Origin of the sequence: Vibrio metoecus (assembly GCF_009665255.1) — a bacterium.
In the GTDB taxonomy this organism is placed as follows: Bacteria; Pseudomonadota; Gammaproteobacteria; order Enterobacterales; family Vibrionaceae; genus Vibrio; species Vibrio metoecus_B.
On sequence record NZ_CP035687.1, the window covers coordinates 167,149 to 185,910 of the forward strand.

Annotated in this window: 16 protein-coding genes; 7 read left to right on the top strand and 9 right to left on the bottom strand. The window is 47.6% G+C overall.

The genetic code is table 11. The features are described from left to right. Positions 1–64: 64 nt before the first annotated feature. From phnR to EPB59_RS14335, 4 genes are all read right to left on the bottom strand, one after another. Positions 65–769, bottom strand: coding sequence for a phosphonate utilization transcriptional regulator PhnR (gene phnR / locus EPB59_RS14320; protein WP_001200476.1), 705 nt, complete (start codon positions 767–769; stop codon positions 65–67). 24 nt (positions 770–793) lie between these two features. After that, complete coding sequence (locus tag EPB59_RS14325) at positions 794–2,494, bottom strand: putative 2-aminoethylphosphonate ABC transporter permease subunit (RefSeq protein WP_195707155.1); 1,701 nt, start codon at positions 2,492–2,494, stop codon at positions 794–796. Positions 2,495–2,504: 10 nt separating this feature from the next. Beyond that, entirely contained in the window at positions 2,505–3,677 is a 1,173-nt protein-coding gene (locus tag EPB59_RS14330) for a putative 2-aminoethylphosphonate ABC transporter ATP-binding protein (RefSeq protein WP_195707156.1), read from the bottom strand. A gap of 137 nt (positions 3,678–3,814) precedes the next feature. After that, positions 3,815–4,825: a putative 2-aminoethylphosphonate ABC transporter substrate-binding protein gene (locus EPB59_RS14335; protein ID WP_195707157.1), complete on the bottom strand. Its 1,011-nt coding sequence runs from the start codon at positions 4,823–4,825 to the stop codon at positions 3,815–3,817. 241 nt (positions 4,826–5,066) lie between these two features. Here EPB59_RS14335 and phnW point away from each other — a divergent pair, with 241 nt between their 5' ends. From phnW to rnk, 4 genes are all read left to right on the top strand, one after another. Continuing rightward, positions 5,067–6,170, top strand: a complete 1,104-nt coding sequence (phnW, locus tag EPB59_RS14340; RefSeq protein WP_000786496.1) for a 2-aminoethylphosphonate--pyruvate transaminase — start codon at positions 5,067–5,069, stop codon at positions 6,168–6,170. A 16-nt stretch (positions 6,171–6,186) separates the two neighbouring features. Continuing rightward, positions 6,187–7,584, top strand: a complete 1,398-nt coding sequence (locus EPB59_RS14345) for an aspartate aminotransferase family protein (RefSeq protein ID WP_154173430.1) — start codon at positions 6,187–6,189, stop codon at positions 7,582–7,584. 6 nt (positions 7,585–7,590) lie between these two features. Next, the gene (gene phnX / locus EPB59_RS14350) at positions 7,591–8,406 is read left to right on the top strand and encodes a phosphonoacetaldehyde hydrolase (protein WP_148532412.1); all 816 of its coding nucleotides are present in this window, start codon (positions 7,591–7,593) and stop codon (positions 8,404–8,406) included. 164 nt (positions 8,407–8,570) lie between these two features. After that, the gene (gene rnk, locus EPB59_RS14355) at positions 8,571–8,978 is read left to right on the top strand and encodes a nucleoside diphosphate kinase regulator (RefSeq protein WP_000080747.1); all 408 of its coding nucleotides are present in this window, start codon (positions 8,571–8,573) and stop codon (positions 8,976–8,978) included. A gap of 124 nt (positions 8,979–9,102) precedes the next feature. Here rnk and EPB59_RS14360 read toward each other — a convergent pair whose 3' ends face one another. The 5 genes from EPB59_RS14360 to EPB59_RS14380 form a co-directional block, all read right to left on the bottom strand. Beyond that, a complete protein-coding gene (locus tag EPB59_RS14360) occupies positions 9,103–11,073 on the bottom strand; it encodes an alpha-amylase family glycosyl hydrolase (RefSeq protein WP_154173433.1) in 1,971 nt (656 codons plus the stop codon). Between the two features lie 37 nt (positions 11,074–11,110). Then, on the bottom strand, positions 11,111–12,241 hold the full coding sequence (locus EPB59_RS14365; RefSeq protein ID WP_053044879.1) for an ABC transporter ATP-binding protein: 1,131 nt from the start codon (positions 12,239–12,241) through the stop codon (positions 11,111–11,113). A gap of 128 nt (positions 12,242–12,369) precedes the next feature. Beyond that, entirely contained in the window at positions 12,370–12,855 is a 486-nt protein-coding gene (locus EPB59_RS14370; RefSeq protein ID WP_095464945.1) for a glycosidase, read from the bottom strand. Positions 12,856–12,938: 83 nt separating this feature from the next. Further along, positions 12,939–13,949, bottom strand: coding sequence for a UDP-3-O-(3-hydroxymyristoyl)glucosamine N-acyltransferase (gene lpxD / locus EPB59_RS14375; protein WP_154173435.1), 1,011 nt, complete (start codon positions 13,947–13,949; stop codon positions 12,939–12,941). A 19-nt stretch (positions 13,950–13,968) separates the two neighbouring features. After that, positions 13,969–15,003 carry a hypothetical protein gene (locus tag EPB59_RS14380; RefSeq protein ID WP_001904779.1) on the bottom strand — a complete coding sequence of 345 codons (1,035 nt, stop codon included), beginning with the start codon at positions 15,001–15,003 and terminating at the stop codon, positions 13,969–13,971. A 400-nt stretch (positions 15,004–15,403) separates the two neighbouring features. On the opposite strand from EPB59_RS14380, the gene EPB59_RS14385 reads away from it, so the two are divergent. Genes EPB59_RS14385 through EPB59_RS14395 form a run of 3 tightly spaced genes read left to right on the top strand, consistent with a single transcriptional unit; the run spans position 15,404 to position 18,755 of the window. Continuing rightward, positions 15,404–16,633 (top strand): maltose ABC transporter substrate-binding protein, encoded by a 1,230-nt coding sequence (locus tag EPB59_RS14385; protein WP_154173437.1) that lies wholly within the window; start codon positions 15,404–15,406, stop codon positions 16,631–16,633. Positions 16,634–16,635: 2 nt separating this feature from the next. Continuing rightward, entirely contained in the window at positions 16,636–17,919 is a 1,284-nt protein-coding gene (locus EPB59_RS14390) for a carbohydrate ABC transporter permease (RefSeq protein ID WP_154173439.1), read from the top strand. Positions 17,920–17,921: 2 nt separating this feature from the next. Beyond that, positions 17,922–18,755, top strand: coding sequence for a sugar ABC transporter permease (locus EPB59_RS14395; RefSeq protein ID WP_000359543.1), 834 nt, complete (start codon positions 17,922–17,924; stop codon positions 18,753–18,755). The last annotated feature ends 7 nt before the right edge of the window (positions 18,756–18,762 follow it).

Consider the following 18,762-nt stretch of genomic DNA (forward strand, 5'->3'; position numbering starts at 1 on the left):
CGACAACCTTGTCAAAAAGCCCTGTCATAGACAGGGCAAGCAATCTGCGCTTTCGCGAAATGAATTAACGCTTTAATTCTGCGATGGATTCAATGGTAATGGCATCGTGACGCCAGTATTCAATGTCACAATCAATCAACTCGCCTTTCTGGTTATAGTTGACCCGCTCCACCACCATTGCCGGTGTACCTGACGTTGCGCGCAGGGCTTGAGCCATTTCACCCAGTAACGAGCTGGTGGATATACGGTAGTGAATCGTCTGGTATTGTGTCGCATAGTGTTCACGATACAGATCGGTGAGTGACTGCGACAGATCAAAATCAAGCAGGTTTGGAAACAGCTCTGGGCGAATGTAGTTGGTGACATATACCACAGGTCGGTTATCCAAATAACGCACACGGTCTACGCGATACACATCCGAAAACGGTTTGAGTTTTAAAAGACGAGTCGCCTGCTTGTTGGCGATCACCGCTTTGGCAGACACCAGCTCCGTTTTCGGCTGGCGATTTTGCGCCAGCGCCATATTAGTAAAGTTGAGAGTTTGAGTGGGGTCATAGCGTAAAGGCGCGGGCGAAATAAACCAACCACGGCGATCTTCGCGATAAATCTTTCCTTCAGCTTCGAGCAGTGAAAGCGCCTCACGCAAGGTGACTCGCGTAGTATCAAATGATTCGGCTAACTTGCGCTCAGCGGGGAGCTTTTGGCGCGGCATCAGCATGCCGGCATCAATCTGCTCTACGATGGCATCTTTAATTTTTACGTATTGCACTTGCGATCCTATTGCCTCTTTCCACTAACGCTTGCGCCAAGCTTGCAGGCGGCCAAACAATCCAAACTCTAATCCCACATGCAGTAATTTGGCTAACGCGGCCGAGAGCATAATCATCACCGCCATGGCAGCGGCGGCGCCCGTCTGTCCGGCATCATCCATATTCAGTACCGCAACCGATGCGGGTACGGTGTCGGTTGAGTAGAGGAATACTACCGCAGAAGTGGTGGTTAATGCATTAATAAACAAATAGCTAGCAATGTCCAATACCGCAGGTAAGGACACAGGTAACGTCACTTTCCACAGTAAGCGGTATTGCGGCAGCTTGATGGAGGCCGCCGTCGCCTCCAATTCAGGTGGCAACTGTTTAAGCGCGGTAACCGCCGTCATATGCCCCACCGTGTAGTAATGCACCACGGTATTAATCACCAAAAGCAGCATGCCACCGTACAAGCCATTGAGCGGATTAGACGCGTGATTGAAAAAGAAGATGTAACCCAAACCCAGCACTAAGCCGGGAACCGCCATCGGTACCATACTCAGCATCTGCATCGCCTGACGCAGCGGCGCGAACACTCGCCCTTTTTCAATACTGTAAGCGCCGAGAAAAATGATCACTGTCCCACACAGTGCGGTTAAGCTGGCTAAGGTGAGTGAGTTAAAATACGGGCTCCAACCATAGGCACTGGTTTCGGCAAATTGGTAATGTTTGAGGGTTAGCGCTGTATTCCACGGCCAAAACGTCACCAGTGAGCCGTACACCGCCGTGGCTAATACCGCCACAATCGCCACGCAAATCAGCACACAATAGAGCAGACATAAACCATCACGCAGCCGATGTGGCGCTGGTTGGTAGGCCACAGAACGGGTATCAAATAGGCTTTGCTGTTTTTTCTGCACCCAGCGATCGGCAATAAACGCAAACACGGCGGGTAGCAACAGAACAATACTGGTCACCGCGCCCATCGCGAAATTTTGCTGCCCCACTACTTGCTTGAAAATATCCGTTGCAAGCACGTTATAGCTGCCACCAATCACTTTCGGTACGCCGAAATCACACACCACCAAGGTAAACACAACGATCAAGGCGCTGATTAACCCATACTTGGCTGCCGGTAGCGTGACAATAAAAAACGTTTTGATGGGGGATGTTTTCAGCGCCCTCGCCGCTTCATACAGACGAGCATCTGAGGTGCTCAGCGAGGTGGTCAGAATCATCAAAGCATGCGGAAATGTCCAGAAAATCAACCCGAGTGTAATACCTAAGCCACCATAAATGGATTCACCGCCGAGCCAACTCTTGAGCATGCCTTGATTACCAAATAGGAAAATCAGACTGATCGCGGGCAGTAATGAAGGCGCGAGAATCGGCGCACTGCCTAACACTCGAAACAGATGTTTTCCCGGCATGCAGGAGCGCGTTAACGCATAGGCGTAACCAAACGCGAGGATACCGACAATCGCCGTCACACTGATACCAAGCACTAAGGTGTTGCGCAAGGATTGCCAGAGTGCGGCCGAGGAAAAATATTGGGCGAAGTAAGCGAGTCCGACAAATTCACCCTGCTCATTTTGCACGCTTTTCACCAACATAGCGGCCAGCGGCGCAAAAATAAACAACAGCATCAGTGATAGCAGGATCAATAAGGTGATCGATAAAATCAGGCTATCGCGGCTCCAATGCGGCAATATCCGCACTGAAAAAGTACGAGCGATATTCAACATACTCTTCTCCTTATGCCGCATAAGCACAGCTGGCTGTAGCTGCTGGCGTTGTGGACATGACCTTACGACGGTACGCACGCAGCTGCCCTGCCCTCAGTGCTAAATATCGAACATCGCCCGTTTTTAAATGCATAGTTTGTACCTGTGTGATCGGTAAATCGACATACACGGGCGGAGCCAAACGCTCACCTTGAAACACACATTCGACTCGATAAAACGCGCCAAGAAACTCCAAATGGCGAATGACGACTGGAATGGCCTCGTTGTAGCGCGTAACCAGTTCTAGATTTTCAGGGCGCACAGCCAAATCAAATTGCTCACCTTGGCAAGGCGTATAATTTTCGATTTTGGGCAAAGCAATAAGGGATTCAGCAATACGCAGTTGCTGGGAACTCGCCATGGAAACGGGAATAAAATTCATCGTGCCAACAAACCCAGCCACAAAACGGCTGGCGGGCTTTTGGTAGATCTCTTGCGGCGTACCAACTTGCTCAATCACCCCGTGGTTCATCACCACAATGCGATCCGCCATGGTTAACGCTTCTTCTTGATCATGCGTCACCATGATGGTGGTAATGCCCAATTTACGTTGCAGTTGGCAAATTTCTTCGCGCAAATGCGTTCTTACCTTGGCATCGAGAGCGGAAAGCGGTTCATCAAGCAGTAATAACCCCGGCGATAATGCCAAAGCACGCGCTAACGCCACCCGCTGCTGCTGACCGCCAGAGAGCTGGCTTGGGTATTTTTGTGCCGATGTGGCGAGCCCGATCATCTCCAACCACTGCTCCACTTTCTCTAACGCATCACGGACTGACATGCCTTGATTACGCAAACCGATGGCGATGTTTTCTTCCACCGTTAAATTGGGAAATAGAGCATAAGATTGGAACACGATGCCGAAATCACGCTGCTCGGGTGGTAAAAAAGTAATCGCTTGCTGGTTTTGGTGGATGGTGCCAGAGGTGGGAAGATCTAACCCTGCGATGGCGCGCAACAAGGTGGTTTTGCCACAGCCAGAAGGGCCAAGAAAGCAGACAAACTCGCCTTTTTCAATCGACAAACTGATCTCTTTCAACGCGGTAAATGAGCCAAACTGTTTTACCACATGACGAATATCGAGGTAGCTTCTGCTGATCGCTTGAGGTTCATTCTGCTGCTGTAAATTAGGATGATGCATGGTCATAAAAGTCACCTTTAATTTGGTATAGTCCAAAATTAACAAGACTTTATTGCAATGCGGTGACAGTTTTATCGCTGATACGTGACCATCTTATGACAGAAGGATAAAAAAGGAGGCTTTCGCCTCCTTTGATGAACAATTTAAGATTTGGGTTCCGATTTAGCATCAAACTTTTCAGACCAGGTTTGCAGCACGCGGGCACGATCACTTCCCATTTGCGTGAAGTCCATCTTCGCCATCACTTTTTCAACATTCGGATAATTCGGCACTTGCTTGCTGACGTCCTGATGGCCAACGATAGGATAGCTCTCAATATACAGCTCATTTGCCGCTTTCGAGACAGACCAATCGACCACGCGTTTTGCCGCATCACTTTCTTTGACTAGCCCTACCGCTTCGGATTCCCAGCCAATACCGTTTGGTACAATCACATCCAACGGTGCGCCTTGGGTTTTGAGTTTTGCGCCACGCGTTGCCATTGATATGCCGATCGCAACCTCTCCCATCCCCGCTTGAACACAAGGTTTTGAGCCAGAATGTGTGTAATGGGCAATATTTTGATCAAGGCGTTGCATGTAATCCCACGCTTTATCTTCGCCCATGTTTTGCAGCCATGCGGAAACTTGCATGTACCCCGTGCCGGAAGATGCAGGGTTAGGCATCGCAATGTGGCCTTTGTAGACAGGGTTGGTCAAATCTTCCCAACTCTGTGGCTTAGGTAAATTCAGCTGTTTGGCCACCGCTTCGTTAAAGCATACCGCGTTAAAAAAAGCATCGTTGCCATACCAAGCTTGCTGCGCTTGCGGATCGTTCAAATTAGCTCGTAGCTCGTTCGCTCCTTTGGGTGTGTAAGGTTTTAGCACTCCTTGATCTTTGAGGAGAGCCATTGACGATCCAGCCAATCCCCACACCACTTGCGCACGAGGGTTGTCTTTTTCAGCCAGCAGTTTTGCCGTCATGATCCCGGTCGAATCACGCACCCACTTAATCTCAATATCTGGGTTCTCTTTTTCAAAAGCACTTTTGTATTTCGCCAAGAGATCGGTTTCAAATGCGGTATACACCGTGACTTCTTGCGCCGCAAACACATGAGCAGATACAAGTGCTGCGATCGCCGTTAAGGTTCCTTTCAATATACGTGGGTTCATCATCCTCTCCAATTGATTAAATTTGGTATGTACCAGAATTGGTATTTACCCTACCCAGTCTGTGTGACGATTCGATGAAGAAAAATTGGCAGTTTCACGACGTTTTTAGGTTCTTTTTATGCCATTTTTCCTGCATGTGCGGTTATGAAACTTTTATGAAATTCGCCTTCGAAGGGTTTACCGCGTGCATTTCTCGTTGTTAGATAGCGTTAAATTTATTGGTATAGTCCAAAAAGGAATGAACATGAAGAATGCTTATCTACTGCTGACACCGGGACCGCTTTCCACCTCAGAATCCGTGCGTGAAGCCATGCTTAAAGACTGGTGTACTTGGGATGATGATTACAACTTAGAGATTGTTGAAGTGATCCGCCGCAAACTCGTCACACTGGCCACCACACAATCCGGTTACACCTCCGTGTTGATGCAAGGCAGTGGCACCGCTTCTGTCGAAGCCACCATTGGAAGCGTGATGTTGCCCACCGATAAGCTGCTCGTGATTGACAATGGTGCTTATGGGGCACGCATCGCACAAATCGCACAATACCTGAATATCGCATGTCGTGTTATTGCTCCCGGAGAAACGGTGCAACCAAATCTTGATGAGATTACCGATCTGCTGACCCATGATCCGGCAATTACGCATGTGGCGATTGTGCACTGCGAAACCACCACTGGCATGCTGAACCCGATTGCCGAGGTGGCTAAGCTCGCTAAACAGCATGGCAAGCGTGTGATTCTCGATGCGATGTCGAGCTTTGGCGGTATTCCGATGGATATTGGTGCTCTGGGTATCGATTTTATGATCAGCTCAGCCAACAAATGCATTCAAGGGGTGCCGGGATTTGGTTTTGTGATTGCCAAACGCAGCGAGCTTGAACAGTGCCAAGGCCGCGCACGCTCACTTACTTTAGATCTGTTCGACCAATGGCAATGTATGGAGAAAAATCACGGCAAGTGGCGTTTTACCTCTCCCACTCATACGGTTCGTGCGTTCTACCAAGCGTTACTTGAGTTGGAAAACGAAGGTGGCATCGCGGCGCGCTATCAGCGTTATCAGACCAATCAGACCAAATTGGTGAAAGGCATGCGTGAACTGGGTTTTGCCCCGTTACTACCAGAAAAGCTGCATTCCCCCATCATCACCTCTTTCTATTCACCTGAACATTCGGATTACCAGTTTGCGGAGTTTTATCAGCGCTTAAAACAGCAAGGCTTTGTGATTTATCCCGGCAAAGTCAGTCACGCTGACTGCTTCCGTATTGGCAATATTGGTGAGGTGTATCCGCAAGATATTGAGCGCCTACTGAGCGCCATGCAACACGCTATGTATTGGCAACAAGCGTAAACGGTTAGGAAAAACGATGAAAGCATTCGAACCCCTCTCACCGCATAGCGCAACTCACTGGCGTAGTGAAGGTGATATCAATACCACCGCCGCACGTCGCGATTGGCTAACGCAGGTGAATGATGAAACAACCCAGAATTTGTTACAACGTGACGCGAATGTGTTTCTGCATCAAGCCATGTCCACACCTTGCCTCGATGCATTGGCCAGTGCAGCGGGCTGCTATTTGTATGATGTGTCAGGGAAAAGTTATCTCGATTTTCATGGCAATAATGTGCATCAACTTGGTCATGGTCATCCGCAGGTGATCGAAAAAATCACCGAACAGATGCAAACCTTACCTTTCGCCCCGCGCCGTTTTACCCATGACACCGCGATTCGCTGCGCAGAAAAGCTCACGGAGATTGCCGGCGGTGAGCTAAACCGAGTGCTGTTTGCTCCCGGCGGCACTTCGGTGATTGGTATGGCGCTCAAATTAGCCCGTCATGTCACGCAGAATTTTAAAGTGGTCAGTTTGTGGGATGCTTTTCATGGCGCGTCGCTGGATGCGATCTCCGTTGGCGGCGAAGCTTGTTTCCGCCAAGGCATGGGACCGCTGATGGCAGGCGTGGAGCGTATTCCTCCAGCCATCACTTATCGCGGTGCATTTCCCCGCGAAGACGGCAGCGATGTGCACTACGCCGACTACTTGGAATACGTGATTGAAAAAGAAGGCGGCATTGGCGCATTCATCGCCGAAGCGGTACGCAATACCGATGTACAAGTACCAAGCCGCGCCTATTGGCAGCGGGTGCGGGAAATCTGCGATAAACACAATGTGCTTTTGATCATTGATGACATTCCCAACGGCATGGGGCGCAGCGGCGAGTGGTTTACTCACCAAGCGTTTGGCATCGAGCCTGATATTTTGTGTATCGGCAAAGGTTTGGGGGCTGGACTTATCCCCATCGCGGCCCTCCTCACCAAAGAAAAATACAACACCGCCGCGCAGGTTTCTTTGGGGCATTACACCCATGAAAAAAGCCCGCTGGGCTGCGCTGCCGCATTAGCCACGATTGAAGTGATTGAGCAGCACAACTTACTCGCCAAAGTGCAGGCTGATAGCGTTTATATGCGTCAACGTCTTAGTCAAATGCAGCAGCAATTTTCACTGATTGGGGATGTGCGCGGTATCGGATTGCTTTGGGGCATCGAACTGGTGACCGATCGCGAGACCAAACAGCGTGCTCACGATGAAGCCGAGGCCATACTCTATCACTGCTTACGTAATGGGCTGAGCTTTAAAGTCTCACAAGGCAATGTGATTCAACTTAGTCCACCTTTGATCATTTCACGCCAAGAGCTGGATCAAGCTCTCGATATTCTCTATTCCGCTTTGCTCGCTGTTAGCCAGCAAATGGGTTACTCACGTTAAGGAAAAATGATGAACTCTCCGATTCAAGCCGTTATTTTCGATTGGGCTGGCACCATTGTGGATTTTGGATCCTTTGCGCCGACCTCGATTTTTGTTGAAGCTTTCAAGCAAGGCTTTGATTTTGAGATTAGCCTTGCCGAGGCTCGCGAGCCGATGGGACTGGGCAAATGGCAACACATTGAAGCTGTAGGAAAACTCCCCAGTGTTGCGCAGCGCTGGCAAAAGCAATTTGGACGCCCGATGCAAGCCAGCGATATTGATGCGATTTACGCCGCCTTTATGCCGCTGCAAATCGCCAAAGTCGCCGATCACGCAGCACCGATTCCTCACTCACTTGAAGTGGTTGAACAGATCCGATCGCGCGGGATCAAAATCGGATCTTGCTCTGGTTATCCACGCCAAGTGATGGATGTGCTGATCGCTGCGGCTGCCGATTACGGTTATCGTCCCGATTATGTAGTTGCCACTGATGATTTAGCGCAAGGTGGCCGCCCCGCCCCTTTTATGGCACTCAAAAATGTCATTGAGCTTGGCGTGACCGATGTACGCGCTTGCGTGAAAGTCGATGATGCCCTGCCCGGCATCGAGGAAGGCCATAATGCGGGTATGTGGACAGTCGGTTTACTGCTGTCAGGCAACGAAGCCGGGTTAACCCTTGAAGAGTACCAACATGCTGATGACCAAACGCTACAAGCGGCGCGCGAACGTGCACAAGCCAAACTGCAACAGGCAAAACCGCATTATTTGATCGATACGGTTGCAGACTTGCCTGCCGCGCTCGCACAAATTGAGCAAAGATTATTAGCCGGTGAACGCCCTTAAGCGGTCAGTTCGTTTACTCCATTTCTCGCTCCCCTTCTAAAAAACTGGTTACCTATTGGGGGCTTGAAATCTTCTGCTATGCGAGCTATGGTTAGTCAGACAACTTAACAAAACTGATTGATACCGCCCTGTTTTCAGGGCGGTATTTATTTGGGAGGAATAAAATGTCTCAACTTAATACTATCGTGGTGTCCACTCGCGATATGGACAGAATCAGCCAGTTGATGGATAACCTAGCCACTTTGTCGCCAGAGCTAGAGAAACTGGAAGAAGAATTGGATCGCGCCACTGTGCTCGAACCTGCAGAGATGCCAGAGGATGTCGTCACCATGAATTCTACGGTGCGCTTTAAGTTCTCAGGTAGCGATGAAGTGATGGAAAAAACCTTGGTGTATCCAAACGATGTGAAAAGCAGCGCGGATGTTTCGATTTTCGCCCCTGTGGGAAGCGCATTGCTTGGTTTAGCAGTCGGTCAACAATTGGCTTGGCCAATGCCGGGCGGTACTCTCAAAACCCTCGAAATCATCGATATCGTCTATCAACCTGAACGCGCTGGCGAATTCCACCGTTAATCAGGTATCCGGTGCAAAGTGTTTCACTTTGCACCAGGAGCGCCTCGCTTATGAATAAATAAAAAATCCGATCATCATTAATGACCGGACTTATATTCTCAGCGTCATTCAACCCTGTTTTCGGTTAGAAAGAACCTTGGCTGGCACTGCTACTGCTATGAAGTTGGTTATTTGCGCCTGATTGCCAAACCACATTCAACGCTGGATTGGTCTCATTGCGCTTTAAACACTTCCACTCAATGCTTTGTGTGGCCGGCACGCGAATAGTCGCACTCCACGTCGGATACTGTGTCGGAGCAAGCTTCACTGCATCTGCCGGCATCCAATTGCCGAGTTGAGCGACACTGCCCACTGCATAAACACTTTGACCAAGATTGGTGTAACCGTTGTAACAAGTGAACGTTACGCTTTTCAACGTTGGATCAACGCTACCACTATCTACGGCATGCAATACCACCGCTTGGTTTTGTGCCAAATGGAACGTCGCCTGCCCGCCAGTCACGCTCACACTATCGTCACCAATCAAGTTAATGTGGTTACCGTCCTGTAGTGCTAAGTTACTTACCGTGACCGACGTTGCAGGACCACGGTTGAGCGCCACGGTCACCACATCGTTGCCCTCTTTACGCTCATACACCAAAATATCGTCATTTACCCAACGCTGCGTATAGCTGCCGCGTTGAATCGCTAAGCTGTTTTGGCGTAGTTCAGTCAGCGCTTGGATGATCTTAAACGCTTGCGTATCTTGGCTAAAGCTTGGCATTTTTTCACGGTTGTACGGGTCACTCCCCACTTGACCAAACGCATTTTGAGTAAAGTTTGCCGAGTAGTGCTCCGTACCGTAGTAAATCGCCGGAATACCGCGCACCGTCATGGTCGCGACCAAACCTAAATTAACGCGCTGCTGGGCAAATACTTCACTCTGGTTGCCACCCGCTTCGTTGTTACCTGGGCCAAACGTCGAGGCACTAGAGCGCAATGCAGTCGAGATACGTGCCATATCATGGTTATCCATAAACACCACTTGCCAATCATCGCTGGTGAAAACAGATTTACGTGTTTCCAAATAGTTGTTCAGCGTTTTCATGCTGTTGCCTGCACGGCTGGCCAACACGCGCTCTAACGTATCTCGAAAACCGAAATCAAGTAACGCTGAGCCAGAGGTGTTGGCGTAGTCAATCGCGTAGCCATCAATTCCTGTGGTGGTATTGGCACTGGCACCAAACCATTCGCCGAAGAAGTAGAAGCCTTCGCGACCCAGCGTTTTGCTGTAGTTATGGATGTCCGTCGTCCACTGTTGGATAAAGGATTTATCCATGTGTTTAATGGCATCAATACGAATCGCATCCACCCCTGCATCTATCCAGAATTTTGCGCCATCTAACAAATACTGATAAACATTGGCATCGGATTGATTGAAGTCAGAAAGGTTAAATAAGTTGAAGTTACGGACTTGATACCAATCGTTCCAGTTGGTCACACCGCCGTTGTGGTGATACCAATTGGTGCCTGCTGCAACATCGCTGTTGTAATCGGTAATGAACTGCCCATCACGATACAGCGCGCCATATTCATTTTCATCGTTGCCATTCGAATGGTTAGGCGCATAGTCAAGAACCAACTTCATGTTGTATTCGGGGCTGTGCATTAGGGCGGTCAGCTCTTTGAAATCCTCCAACGTGCCGAAATGCTCATCGACGCGGAAGAAATCTCGTCCCCAGTAACCGTGATAGCCCGCGCCACCATTGGCATCGAGGTTATCGGCGTTGTCCACTGGTGGCGTGATCCAAATCGCCGTTATACCCAGTGATTTTAAGTACGGCAGTTTGTTAATTAAGCCACGAAGGTCTCCACCGACATACTTTTTCAAGTTGTTCGGATCGTAAGTCGCTGGATTATGGCCTGTGTTGTTACTCACATCGCCATCGCTGAAACGATCAAGAAAAACGAAGTAGATCGTTTCTTTGCGAAAATCGAGAAAAGTGCCACTTTCCGCCTGCGAACTGGTCGCAGCGTAAAGTGTTGGGCTAAACATCAGTCCATTTGCAGCAATAGCCGCCAGCAGCGCACTGCAAAGCAAAGTGCGTTTTTTCATTGGAGATCCCCCGTGGTTTGTGAAAATGAACCGGGAACTATTCCCGGTTGTTGGTTAAATTCTTTTCACTGTAGAAATCGAAGATATGGCAGAAGGCAGTATTGAGGTTAAAGCGAATCGGCTTACCAATATTGGCTGTAGTGATCGTTTGATCGTTCACACGGGCAATAAGCTCTTTTCCTCCGACTTTGAAATAGAGGTACTTTTCATTCCCCATGTTTTCAACCACCGTCAAAATGCCTTCGAAAGCGTTAATCGTGTCATCCGGTTCGGCAACACGAATATGTTCAGGACGAATACCAAAACAGACGGGTTTGTTGATGTATTCACGCAACGCCTTCTGCTTTTCTACTGGAATGAACATACGAATGCCGTTACTGATTTCGATATAGAGCTGTCCGTTGTCCTCACGGATCACGGTGTCAATCAAGTTCATTGCGGGTGATCCAATGAAACTCGCCACAAATTTGTTAGCGGGATAGTTGTACAAATTCGCTGGGGTATCGACTTGCATAATCTTGCCAAGGTTTAGTACGCAAATACGATCACCTAAGGTCAATGCTTCGGTCTGATCATGGGTTACATAGATCATGGTTGCCGGATTACCTTCTTCTTTTAGCGATTGATGTAACTGAGCAATTTTGACTCGCATCGACACACGCAGTTTTGCGTCAAGGTTGGATAAAGGCTCATCAAATAAGAAGACATCTGGCTTACGCACAATTGCACGCCCAACGGCAACACGCTGACGCTGTCCACCAGACATCTCTTTCGGTTTACGATACAAAAGGTCAGTGATTTCCAGCTTTTCAGCCGCTTCTTCCACACGGCGCTTAATCTCCTCTTTCGGCCGCTTTTGCATTTTCAAACCAAAGGCCATGTTATCGAACACGGTTTTGTGCGGATAAAGCGCATAGTTTTGAAACACCATTGCGATGCCTCGATCTTTCGGTGGTAAGTCGTTTACCACTTTATTACCAATGTGGATTTCACCGCCTGAAATGCTTTCCAGCCCCGCGATCATGCGCAAGGTGGTCGATTTTGCGCAGCCCGATGGCCCCACAAACACCATAAATTCGCCTTCGCGAATATCCAGATCTATGCCATGGACAGCTTTAAAACCGTTCTCATATTTTTTTTCTACTTTACGTAAGCTAACCGTTGCCATGAATCTCTCCACTTACCAAAAGGGTATAAAATTGGTTTTCAACTTACCGAGACAGACTGACTCACAATCTGCCTCGGTAAGTGAGGTAACTGAACCGAAATTCAGTTACCAACCCTGCATTATCAATATCACTGACACTCAGAAATCATCGCTAGCAATGGGGTTTTGTCCGCTGCAATTTGAATGCTCCAAACGTACTTGCCATCTTTGGGTATATTCACCACTGTATTTTTTGCAAAGCCGCCACGTTTGAGTTCTTTAAGTTGGCCGACCGTCATTTCCATGCCGGAAGCAGTAAACTGCGGCGTCCAACTCATAGTGGCAAATTGCAAACTCACGTTACCCGCTTTCTCATCTACGACCACTTGATAGAGACCATCACCTTTGTAACCCATTTTGTGGTTATCCATGTGAATCCACTGCCCTTCAGGAAAGGTACCAACGACAAATAATGATGGGCGAATTGGCCCACGGTCATCGGCTAGCGTTGGTAAAGTACAATCTGTAAAACGCGCATCAATATTGGTTGCTGCAGGAGCAGTTTGTTCAGTCGTGCTGGCACAACCGGCCAGTAACGCGGTGGCGGTCGCTGCAATAAGAAGTGTATGTTTCATAACGAATCCTTGGTTATTTCGTTCTCGTTTCTATCCAGCGGAGTCCGAACTGCCTGCTCCGCGTTGTCGATTGTGTTCGCTTGTTAGGCAGATTTCTTGTCAAACAGGCGGGCAAACCAGTGCTTTTGCTCAGGTGGCGATTTTTTAAACTGCTCATAGTGCTGAGTCAGTTTGTTCAAAACCGCAAGATTACGGTAATAGGCTTTCGATTCTTTAGCCGGATAACCAAACAAATCACTACCGGGTGGACAAGAATGACTCACCCCCGATTTGGCTTTGATCACCGAATGGCTGCCAATATGAATGTGTCCAGCGGTACCCACTTGACCATGGACGACAACATGATCACCCAATACGGTGTGCCCGGCGAAACCGCATTGAGAGATGATCAAACAGTGTTTACCAATGCGGCAGTCATGGCCAATTTGCACTTGATTGTCGATTTTGCTGCCTTTGCCAATCACAGTGTCGCCGAATGTGCCGCGATCTATGGTGTTATTACAGCCGATTTCCACATCGTCCTCGATAATGACGCGTCCAACGCTTTCCACGCGCTGATAGCTACCATCTTTGCCAGACATGTATTCAAAGCTGTAGTTACCAATCGAATTATTGGAATCGATGGTGACGTTGTTGCCGATCACCGTTCCCTCTTTGATCACCGTATTGGCGTGAATCGCCACGTTGTTACCGATGGTCACACCATTCATAATGCGGACGCCGGGCATAAAATGGCATCCTTCCCCTATTTGGCAATGTTTGCCGATATATACCCCATCAATGGTCGATGTGTTGCCTTGATCAAACAGCTGATATTTATGGACTTTGTAATAACGCAGTAATTGATTAATTTTCTCAACATCCAAGTGTTCAATCACAATGTGCGCTTTAACTGGGCTTTGTAAAATTGCCGATGGGCCAATCAGTACATCAGCTGAGGTTTCAGAAAGCTGTTTAAGATCCGAGCGAGCAAAGACAATCGCAAGGCCGCCGTGGATGTCACTGACCACTGGACGTATTGTCTCCACTATCAACGAGGCATCTCCCTCGACTCGCCCTGATAAACTTTGCGCAATTTCTGAAACACTCAGCATGTTGACCTCTTAACTCAAGTTAGAAACGATATAAAGCTTGGAAATAAACGGTGTGCTGTTTCAGCTCGCTTTCATTCTTAGCTTCCCATCCAGCCAGTTTACTTTTTTCTTCTACTTCATTGGCATACTCATACTCGCCTTTTAGTAACCAGCTATCGCCTACGGCTTGTTCGTAACCTAGGGTCGCTTTGCGAATGTCTTTGAAGTAATCGACGTTAGCATTGCCTCCACCGCTATTGGCGGCATTATTGGTTTCGTTTTTACCGACGCGAACACGAGCGTACAATACGCCAGCATCGTCAAAGCTATATTGCACAATCGGTTCAATATACTTTTCGTTGAAGTCACTGATCTCATTGATACCGCCATTGGCTTGGCGATCTTCATTGTCTTTAATTTGGTAATACAGCTCGACACCCAATTCCCAATTACCAAAGCGCTTATAAGGTTTAAACAGTAAGCTATACCCATCTTCAATACGCTCACCCCAGTCACTCTTATCTTCCTTGCTGTAGAGATATTCCAGATTCGAGTAAAAACCCCAGTTATGTTCATTGTTAAAATAGGTGAGATAAGGGCGGAAGCTGTGCTCAGCGAGCTCTTTGCGTAAACCACTCACATAAGGGGAAAACACTTTACTGTTGGTGTATTCGAGTTCATAGATAGCGCCCGTTGCCCAGCCATTACCTAAATCAAAGCCTTTGTTGAGTGAAAAAAGATGTTTAATTCCGTCTTCGTTTTCGTAGTAGCTTGGCTCTCTTTGTTCACGATTTTCCAATTTCAAGCCATACAGCGCACTGAAATTCCAACGAGCATTGTTGTAGTAAACACCAAACACTTCGTGCGTGGTCGTTCTCTCTTTTTTCTTGTTGCCATTGAAACCATCCGTCACTTTGTCCTCATATTCGAGTGACGTGCCGACATGCCCACCAAATTGCATCGCTTGGTCAAGAAAACCTGCGTCTGCATCCATGCCATGCTCACTGGCTGCAAAGGTAGGAAATGAGAGAGCAAGCGCTGCCGCTACGGAGACGGAAATTAACGTTCTTTTCACGATAGGTCCTTATCAACCATTGGGTTGTAAATCGTTGGTATAATCAAGATGAATGTTTAGTAGTTCACTGTGAACGCCTAGATATTCTTCTGCATGTTAATTTGTTTTTCTTCTTTCGTTTTCTTCAAATGAGATACCCATCACTCTCAACACAACAAACAAGTGACAATCATCACAAATACAGTCTAATCACCCGATCATTCGTTTAAACTGTGTGCGCTTTTTGCTGACAAAAATATCTAGATAATAGGAAAAGGCAAAAAGTGTCTCGAACGCAGTAATGACAGGTTTTTATTGATGAACATCACACTTGAAATCAAAGTTAGACTGAGAGTGGTTGACTTAAAATACCGCACACTTAACCTAGTAGTATATTATGAACTACTACAAGGTCGTCACAATGAAAAAGACATGGATAACAACAGCGCTACTTGCCACGTTTGTGAGTCTGCCAACGGCTATCTACGCTCAAGATATTCAGCCAGAACCTGATTCCGATCTTTTGATCTGGACTGATACTACGACTCTGGATTACATGAAGTATGCGGCGGAATCGTTTAACCAAGATTTTGGTTACAAGGTGAAATTTTCATTTCGTGGATTAGCCCCGATTGATGCAGCCTCTCGCATGATTCAAGACGGCGGATCTGCCCGAGTCGCTGATATTGCAGAAATCGAACACGATTTACTTGGCAAACTGGTTGTCGCAGGTGGCGCGATGGAAAACCTAGTATCCGCAGAGCATATTCAATCCACGTTTTTACCCAACGCTAACGCAGCCGCTCAATATGCTGGTAACTATTACGGATTCCCTGTGAGCTATGCGACTTTAGCGTTGTTTTACAACAAAGATTTGCTCCCTAAAGCCCCGGCAACCTTTGAAGAAATCATGGAGTTTGGGAAAGGTTTTAATAACGCCAAAGAAAACAAATACGCTCTGCTGTGGGATATCCAGAATTACTATGAATCACGTATGTTCTTGACTCTGTATGGTGCGTATGAATTTGGCAAAGGCGGAACTGATGCCAAAGATCTTGGTATCGATTCATCGCTAGCACAACAGGGTATGAGTGCAATGAAAACGCTCAAAGCCGCGAATAACTCGAACCCTGTTGATATGCGTAACCCACAAGTACGCCGTGGTCTGTTTGGTGAGGGGAAAGTGGCCGCGATTATTGATGGCCCTTGGGCGATTCAAGGCTATGACAACAGTGGTGTCAACTATGGTGTCGTTCCAATCCCAACTTTTGAAGGTAAACAGCCCCGAACATTCTCGACAGTACGTCTAGCGGTGGTTTCCTCATACAGTGAATACCCAAAAGCCGCTCAACTATTTGCGAATTATCTCTCTTCCGAAAAGATGCTGATGAAACGCTATCAAATGACCAAATCGATTCCACCAGTACAGAGCTTGATGGAAAAAATCATTGTCAATGCGGATGAAGCCACCTACGCAATTATCGCTCAAGGTTTCCATTCTGACGCTATGCCATCGATTCCTGAAATGGGCTACTTGTGGTCACCGATGGCGAGTGCCATCACAGCCATGTGGGTCAATGATCAAACACCAAAACAGGTTCTTGATCATGCCAAAGCGATCATTGAAGAGCAGATCGCGTTTCAGGAGTAACTATGTTGTTGTCGCAAACCTTCAAAGCACCCAATGTGTCGGTATCCTGGATTGTCATGGGCTCAACACAATTGGCGCATAAACATTGGATTACTGGCGGAGTTTTCTTCGCCATTCAATGCCTGTTTATTCTCTACCTGCCCGATTTAGCTACCGCACTCAAAGGCTTAATATCACTGGGAGATGTAGCCCAGACTCGTCAGGGTTTTAAAGTGATCCAAGGGGATAACTCCATCTTTATGTTGGTGGAAGGGGTTATCGCCCTACTGTTCCTCTTCTTAGTTATCATCGCTTACGTGATGAACGTTCGTCATGCGCAAACATGTGAACCATGCCGATTGACTGTACGTCAGCAACTTAAAGCAATCTACGACGAAAAATTCGCCTTTATTGTTTTATCGCCAGCATTCATTGCCAGTATCGCTTTCATCATCATGCCGATTGCGATCACCGTGTTGGTCTCATTCACCAACTACTCTGCGCCGCATCATATTCCGCCGAAAAATCTGGTCGATTGGGTCGGTTTTAAAAACTTTCTTACCCTATTTGAGCTAAAGATCTGGTCGAGTACTTTTGTAGGTGTAGCGACGTGGACGGTTATCTGGGCGATTGCAGCGACCATTTGTACTTGTGGTTTTGGCTTTATCCTTGCGTTGGCGCTGGAAAATCGCAACATCAAAGCAAAGAAGCTTTGGCGTTTTGTGTTTATCTTGCCTTATGCCATTCCCGCGTTTGTTACGCTACTGATGTTCCGTTTACTGCTCAACGGTATTGGGCCTGTGAACGCGACGCTCAATGCGTGGGGATTTGAGTCAGTTGCTTTCCTCTCTGATCCGTACTTAGCCAAGTTAACGGTCATTGCGGTCAGTGTCTGGGTTGGTGCGCCCTACTTTATGCTATTGATCTCTGGCGCCTTAACCAATATTCCCCGCGATTTGTACGAAGCAAGCGAAGTCGATGGTGCCAGTAAATTTCAACAATTTCGTGAAATCACGCTGCCGATGGTCTTACATCAAGTCGCGCCATCGCTAGTGATGACCTTTGCCCACAACTTCAATAATTTCGGTGCGATATTTTTGCTCACCGAAGGCGGTCCAATCAATCCAGAATACCGATTTGCAGGCCATACCGACATTCTGATCACTTGGATTTATAAATTAACCTTGGACTTCCAGCAGTACCAAATCGCCTCCGTGATTTCGATTGTGATCTTTTTGTTCTTGTCGGTAATCGCTATCTGGCAATTCCGCCGTATGAAATCCTTTAAAGACGATGTAGGAATGTAACCATGGATAAACTACTGACTAAACTCGCGACTGCTATCGTCTATTTGTTTCTCACCATCAATGCCATCCTCGTTTTAGGACCCGTGTTGTGGACGGTTTTAGCCTCCTTTAAGCCGGGCAATAACCTCTTCAGCTCCTCATTTGGTGAGTTCGCTTTTACGCTCGACCATTACAAAGCTCTGTTTACCGATACGCCGTATTTAGAGTGGTACAAGAACACCTTCTTACTTGCTACCGCCAACATGTTGATCTCACTGGTGGTGGTCACCATGACGGCCTTTGTCTTCTCACGTTACCGCTTTCAAGGTAAACGCAACGTGTTGATGAGCATTTTGGTGTTGCAAATGTTTCCCGCTTTTTTATCGATGACGGCGATTTACATTCTGTTGTCAAAAATGGGCTTAATCGATACCTATATCGGCTTGCTATTCGTTTATGTCACAGGCTCTCTGCCATTTATGACTTGGCTGGTGAAAGGCTATTTTGATGCCATTCCCACTTCTCTAGATGAAGCGGCCAAAATCGATGGTGCTGGGCATATGACCATTTTCCTTGAGATCATTTTACCGCTGGCTAAACCAATTTTAGTGTTTGTTGCTTTGGTCTCTTTTACCGGGCCTTGGATGGATTTTATCCTGCCGACGCTAATTTTACGCAGCGAAGAGAAGATGACTCTCGCTATCGGCATCTTCAGTTGGATCACATCCAACTCAGCGGAAAACTTCACTCTCTTCGCCGCAGGCTCGTTACTGGTCGCAGTGCCGATCACTCTATTGTTTGTTATCACACAAAAACACATCACCACTGGCTTAGTCAGTGGCGCAGTAAAAGAATAATTATCAG

Coding starts and splice junctions, on each gene's coding strand:
- EPB59_RS14325 (WP_195707155.1), bottom strand. CDS start 2,494: ATGTTGAATATCGCTCGTACTTTTTCAGTGCGGATATTGCCGCATTGG.
- EPB59_RS14395 (WP_000359543.1), top strand. CDS start 17,922: ATGGATAAACTACTGACTAAACTCGCGACTGCTATCGTCTATTTGTTT.
- EPB59_RS14385 (WP_154173437.1), top strand. CDS start 15,404: ATGAAAAAGACATGGATAACAACAGCGCTACTTGCCACGTTTGTGAGT.
- EPB59_RS14360 (WP_154173433.1), bottom strand. CDS start 11,073: ATGAAAAAACGCACTTTGCTTTGCAGTGCGCTGCTGGCGGCTATTGCT.
- EPB59_RS14370 (WP_095464945.1), bottom strand. CDS start 12,855: ATGAAACATACACTTCTTATTGCAGCGACCGCCACCGCGTTACTGGCC.
- EPB59_RS14390 (WP_154173439.1), top strand. CDS start 16,636: ATGTTGTTGTCGCAAACCTTCAAAGCACCCAATGTGTCGGTATCCTGG.
- EPB59_RS14345 (WP_154173430.1), top strand. CDS start 6,187: ATGAAAGCATTCGAACCCCTCTCACCGCATAGCGCAACTCACTGGCGT.
- EPB59_RS14330 (WP_195707156.1), bottom strand. CDS start 3,677: ATGACCATGCATCATCCTAATTTACAGCAGCAGAATGAACCTCAAGCG.
- lpxD (WP_154173435.1), bottom strand. CDS start 13,949: ATGCTGAGTGTTTCAGAAATTGCGCAAAGTTTATCAGGGCGAGTCGAG.
- phnX (WP_148532412.1), top strand. CDS start 7,591: ATGATGAACTCTCCGATTCAAGCCGTTATTTTCGATTGGGCTGGCACC.
- EPB59_RS14335 (WP_195707157.1), bottom strand. CDS start 4,825: ATGATGAACCCACGTATATTGAAAGGAACCTTAACGGCGATCGCAGCA.
- EPB59_RS14365 (WP_053044879.1), bottom strand. CDS start 12,241: ATGGCAACGGTTAGCTTACGTAAAGTAGAAAAAAAATATGAGAACGGT.
- phnW (WP_000786496.1), top strand. CDS start 5,067: ATGAAGAATGCTTATCTACTGCTGACACCGGGACCGCTTTCCACCTCA.
- rnk (WP_000080747.1), top strand. CDS start 8,571: ATGTCTCAACTTAATACTATCGTGGTGTCCACTCGCGATATGGACAGA.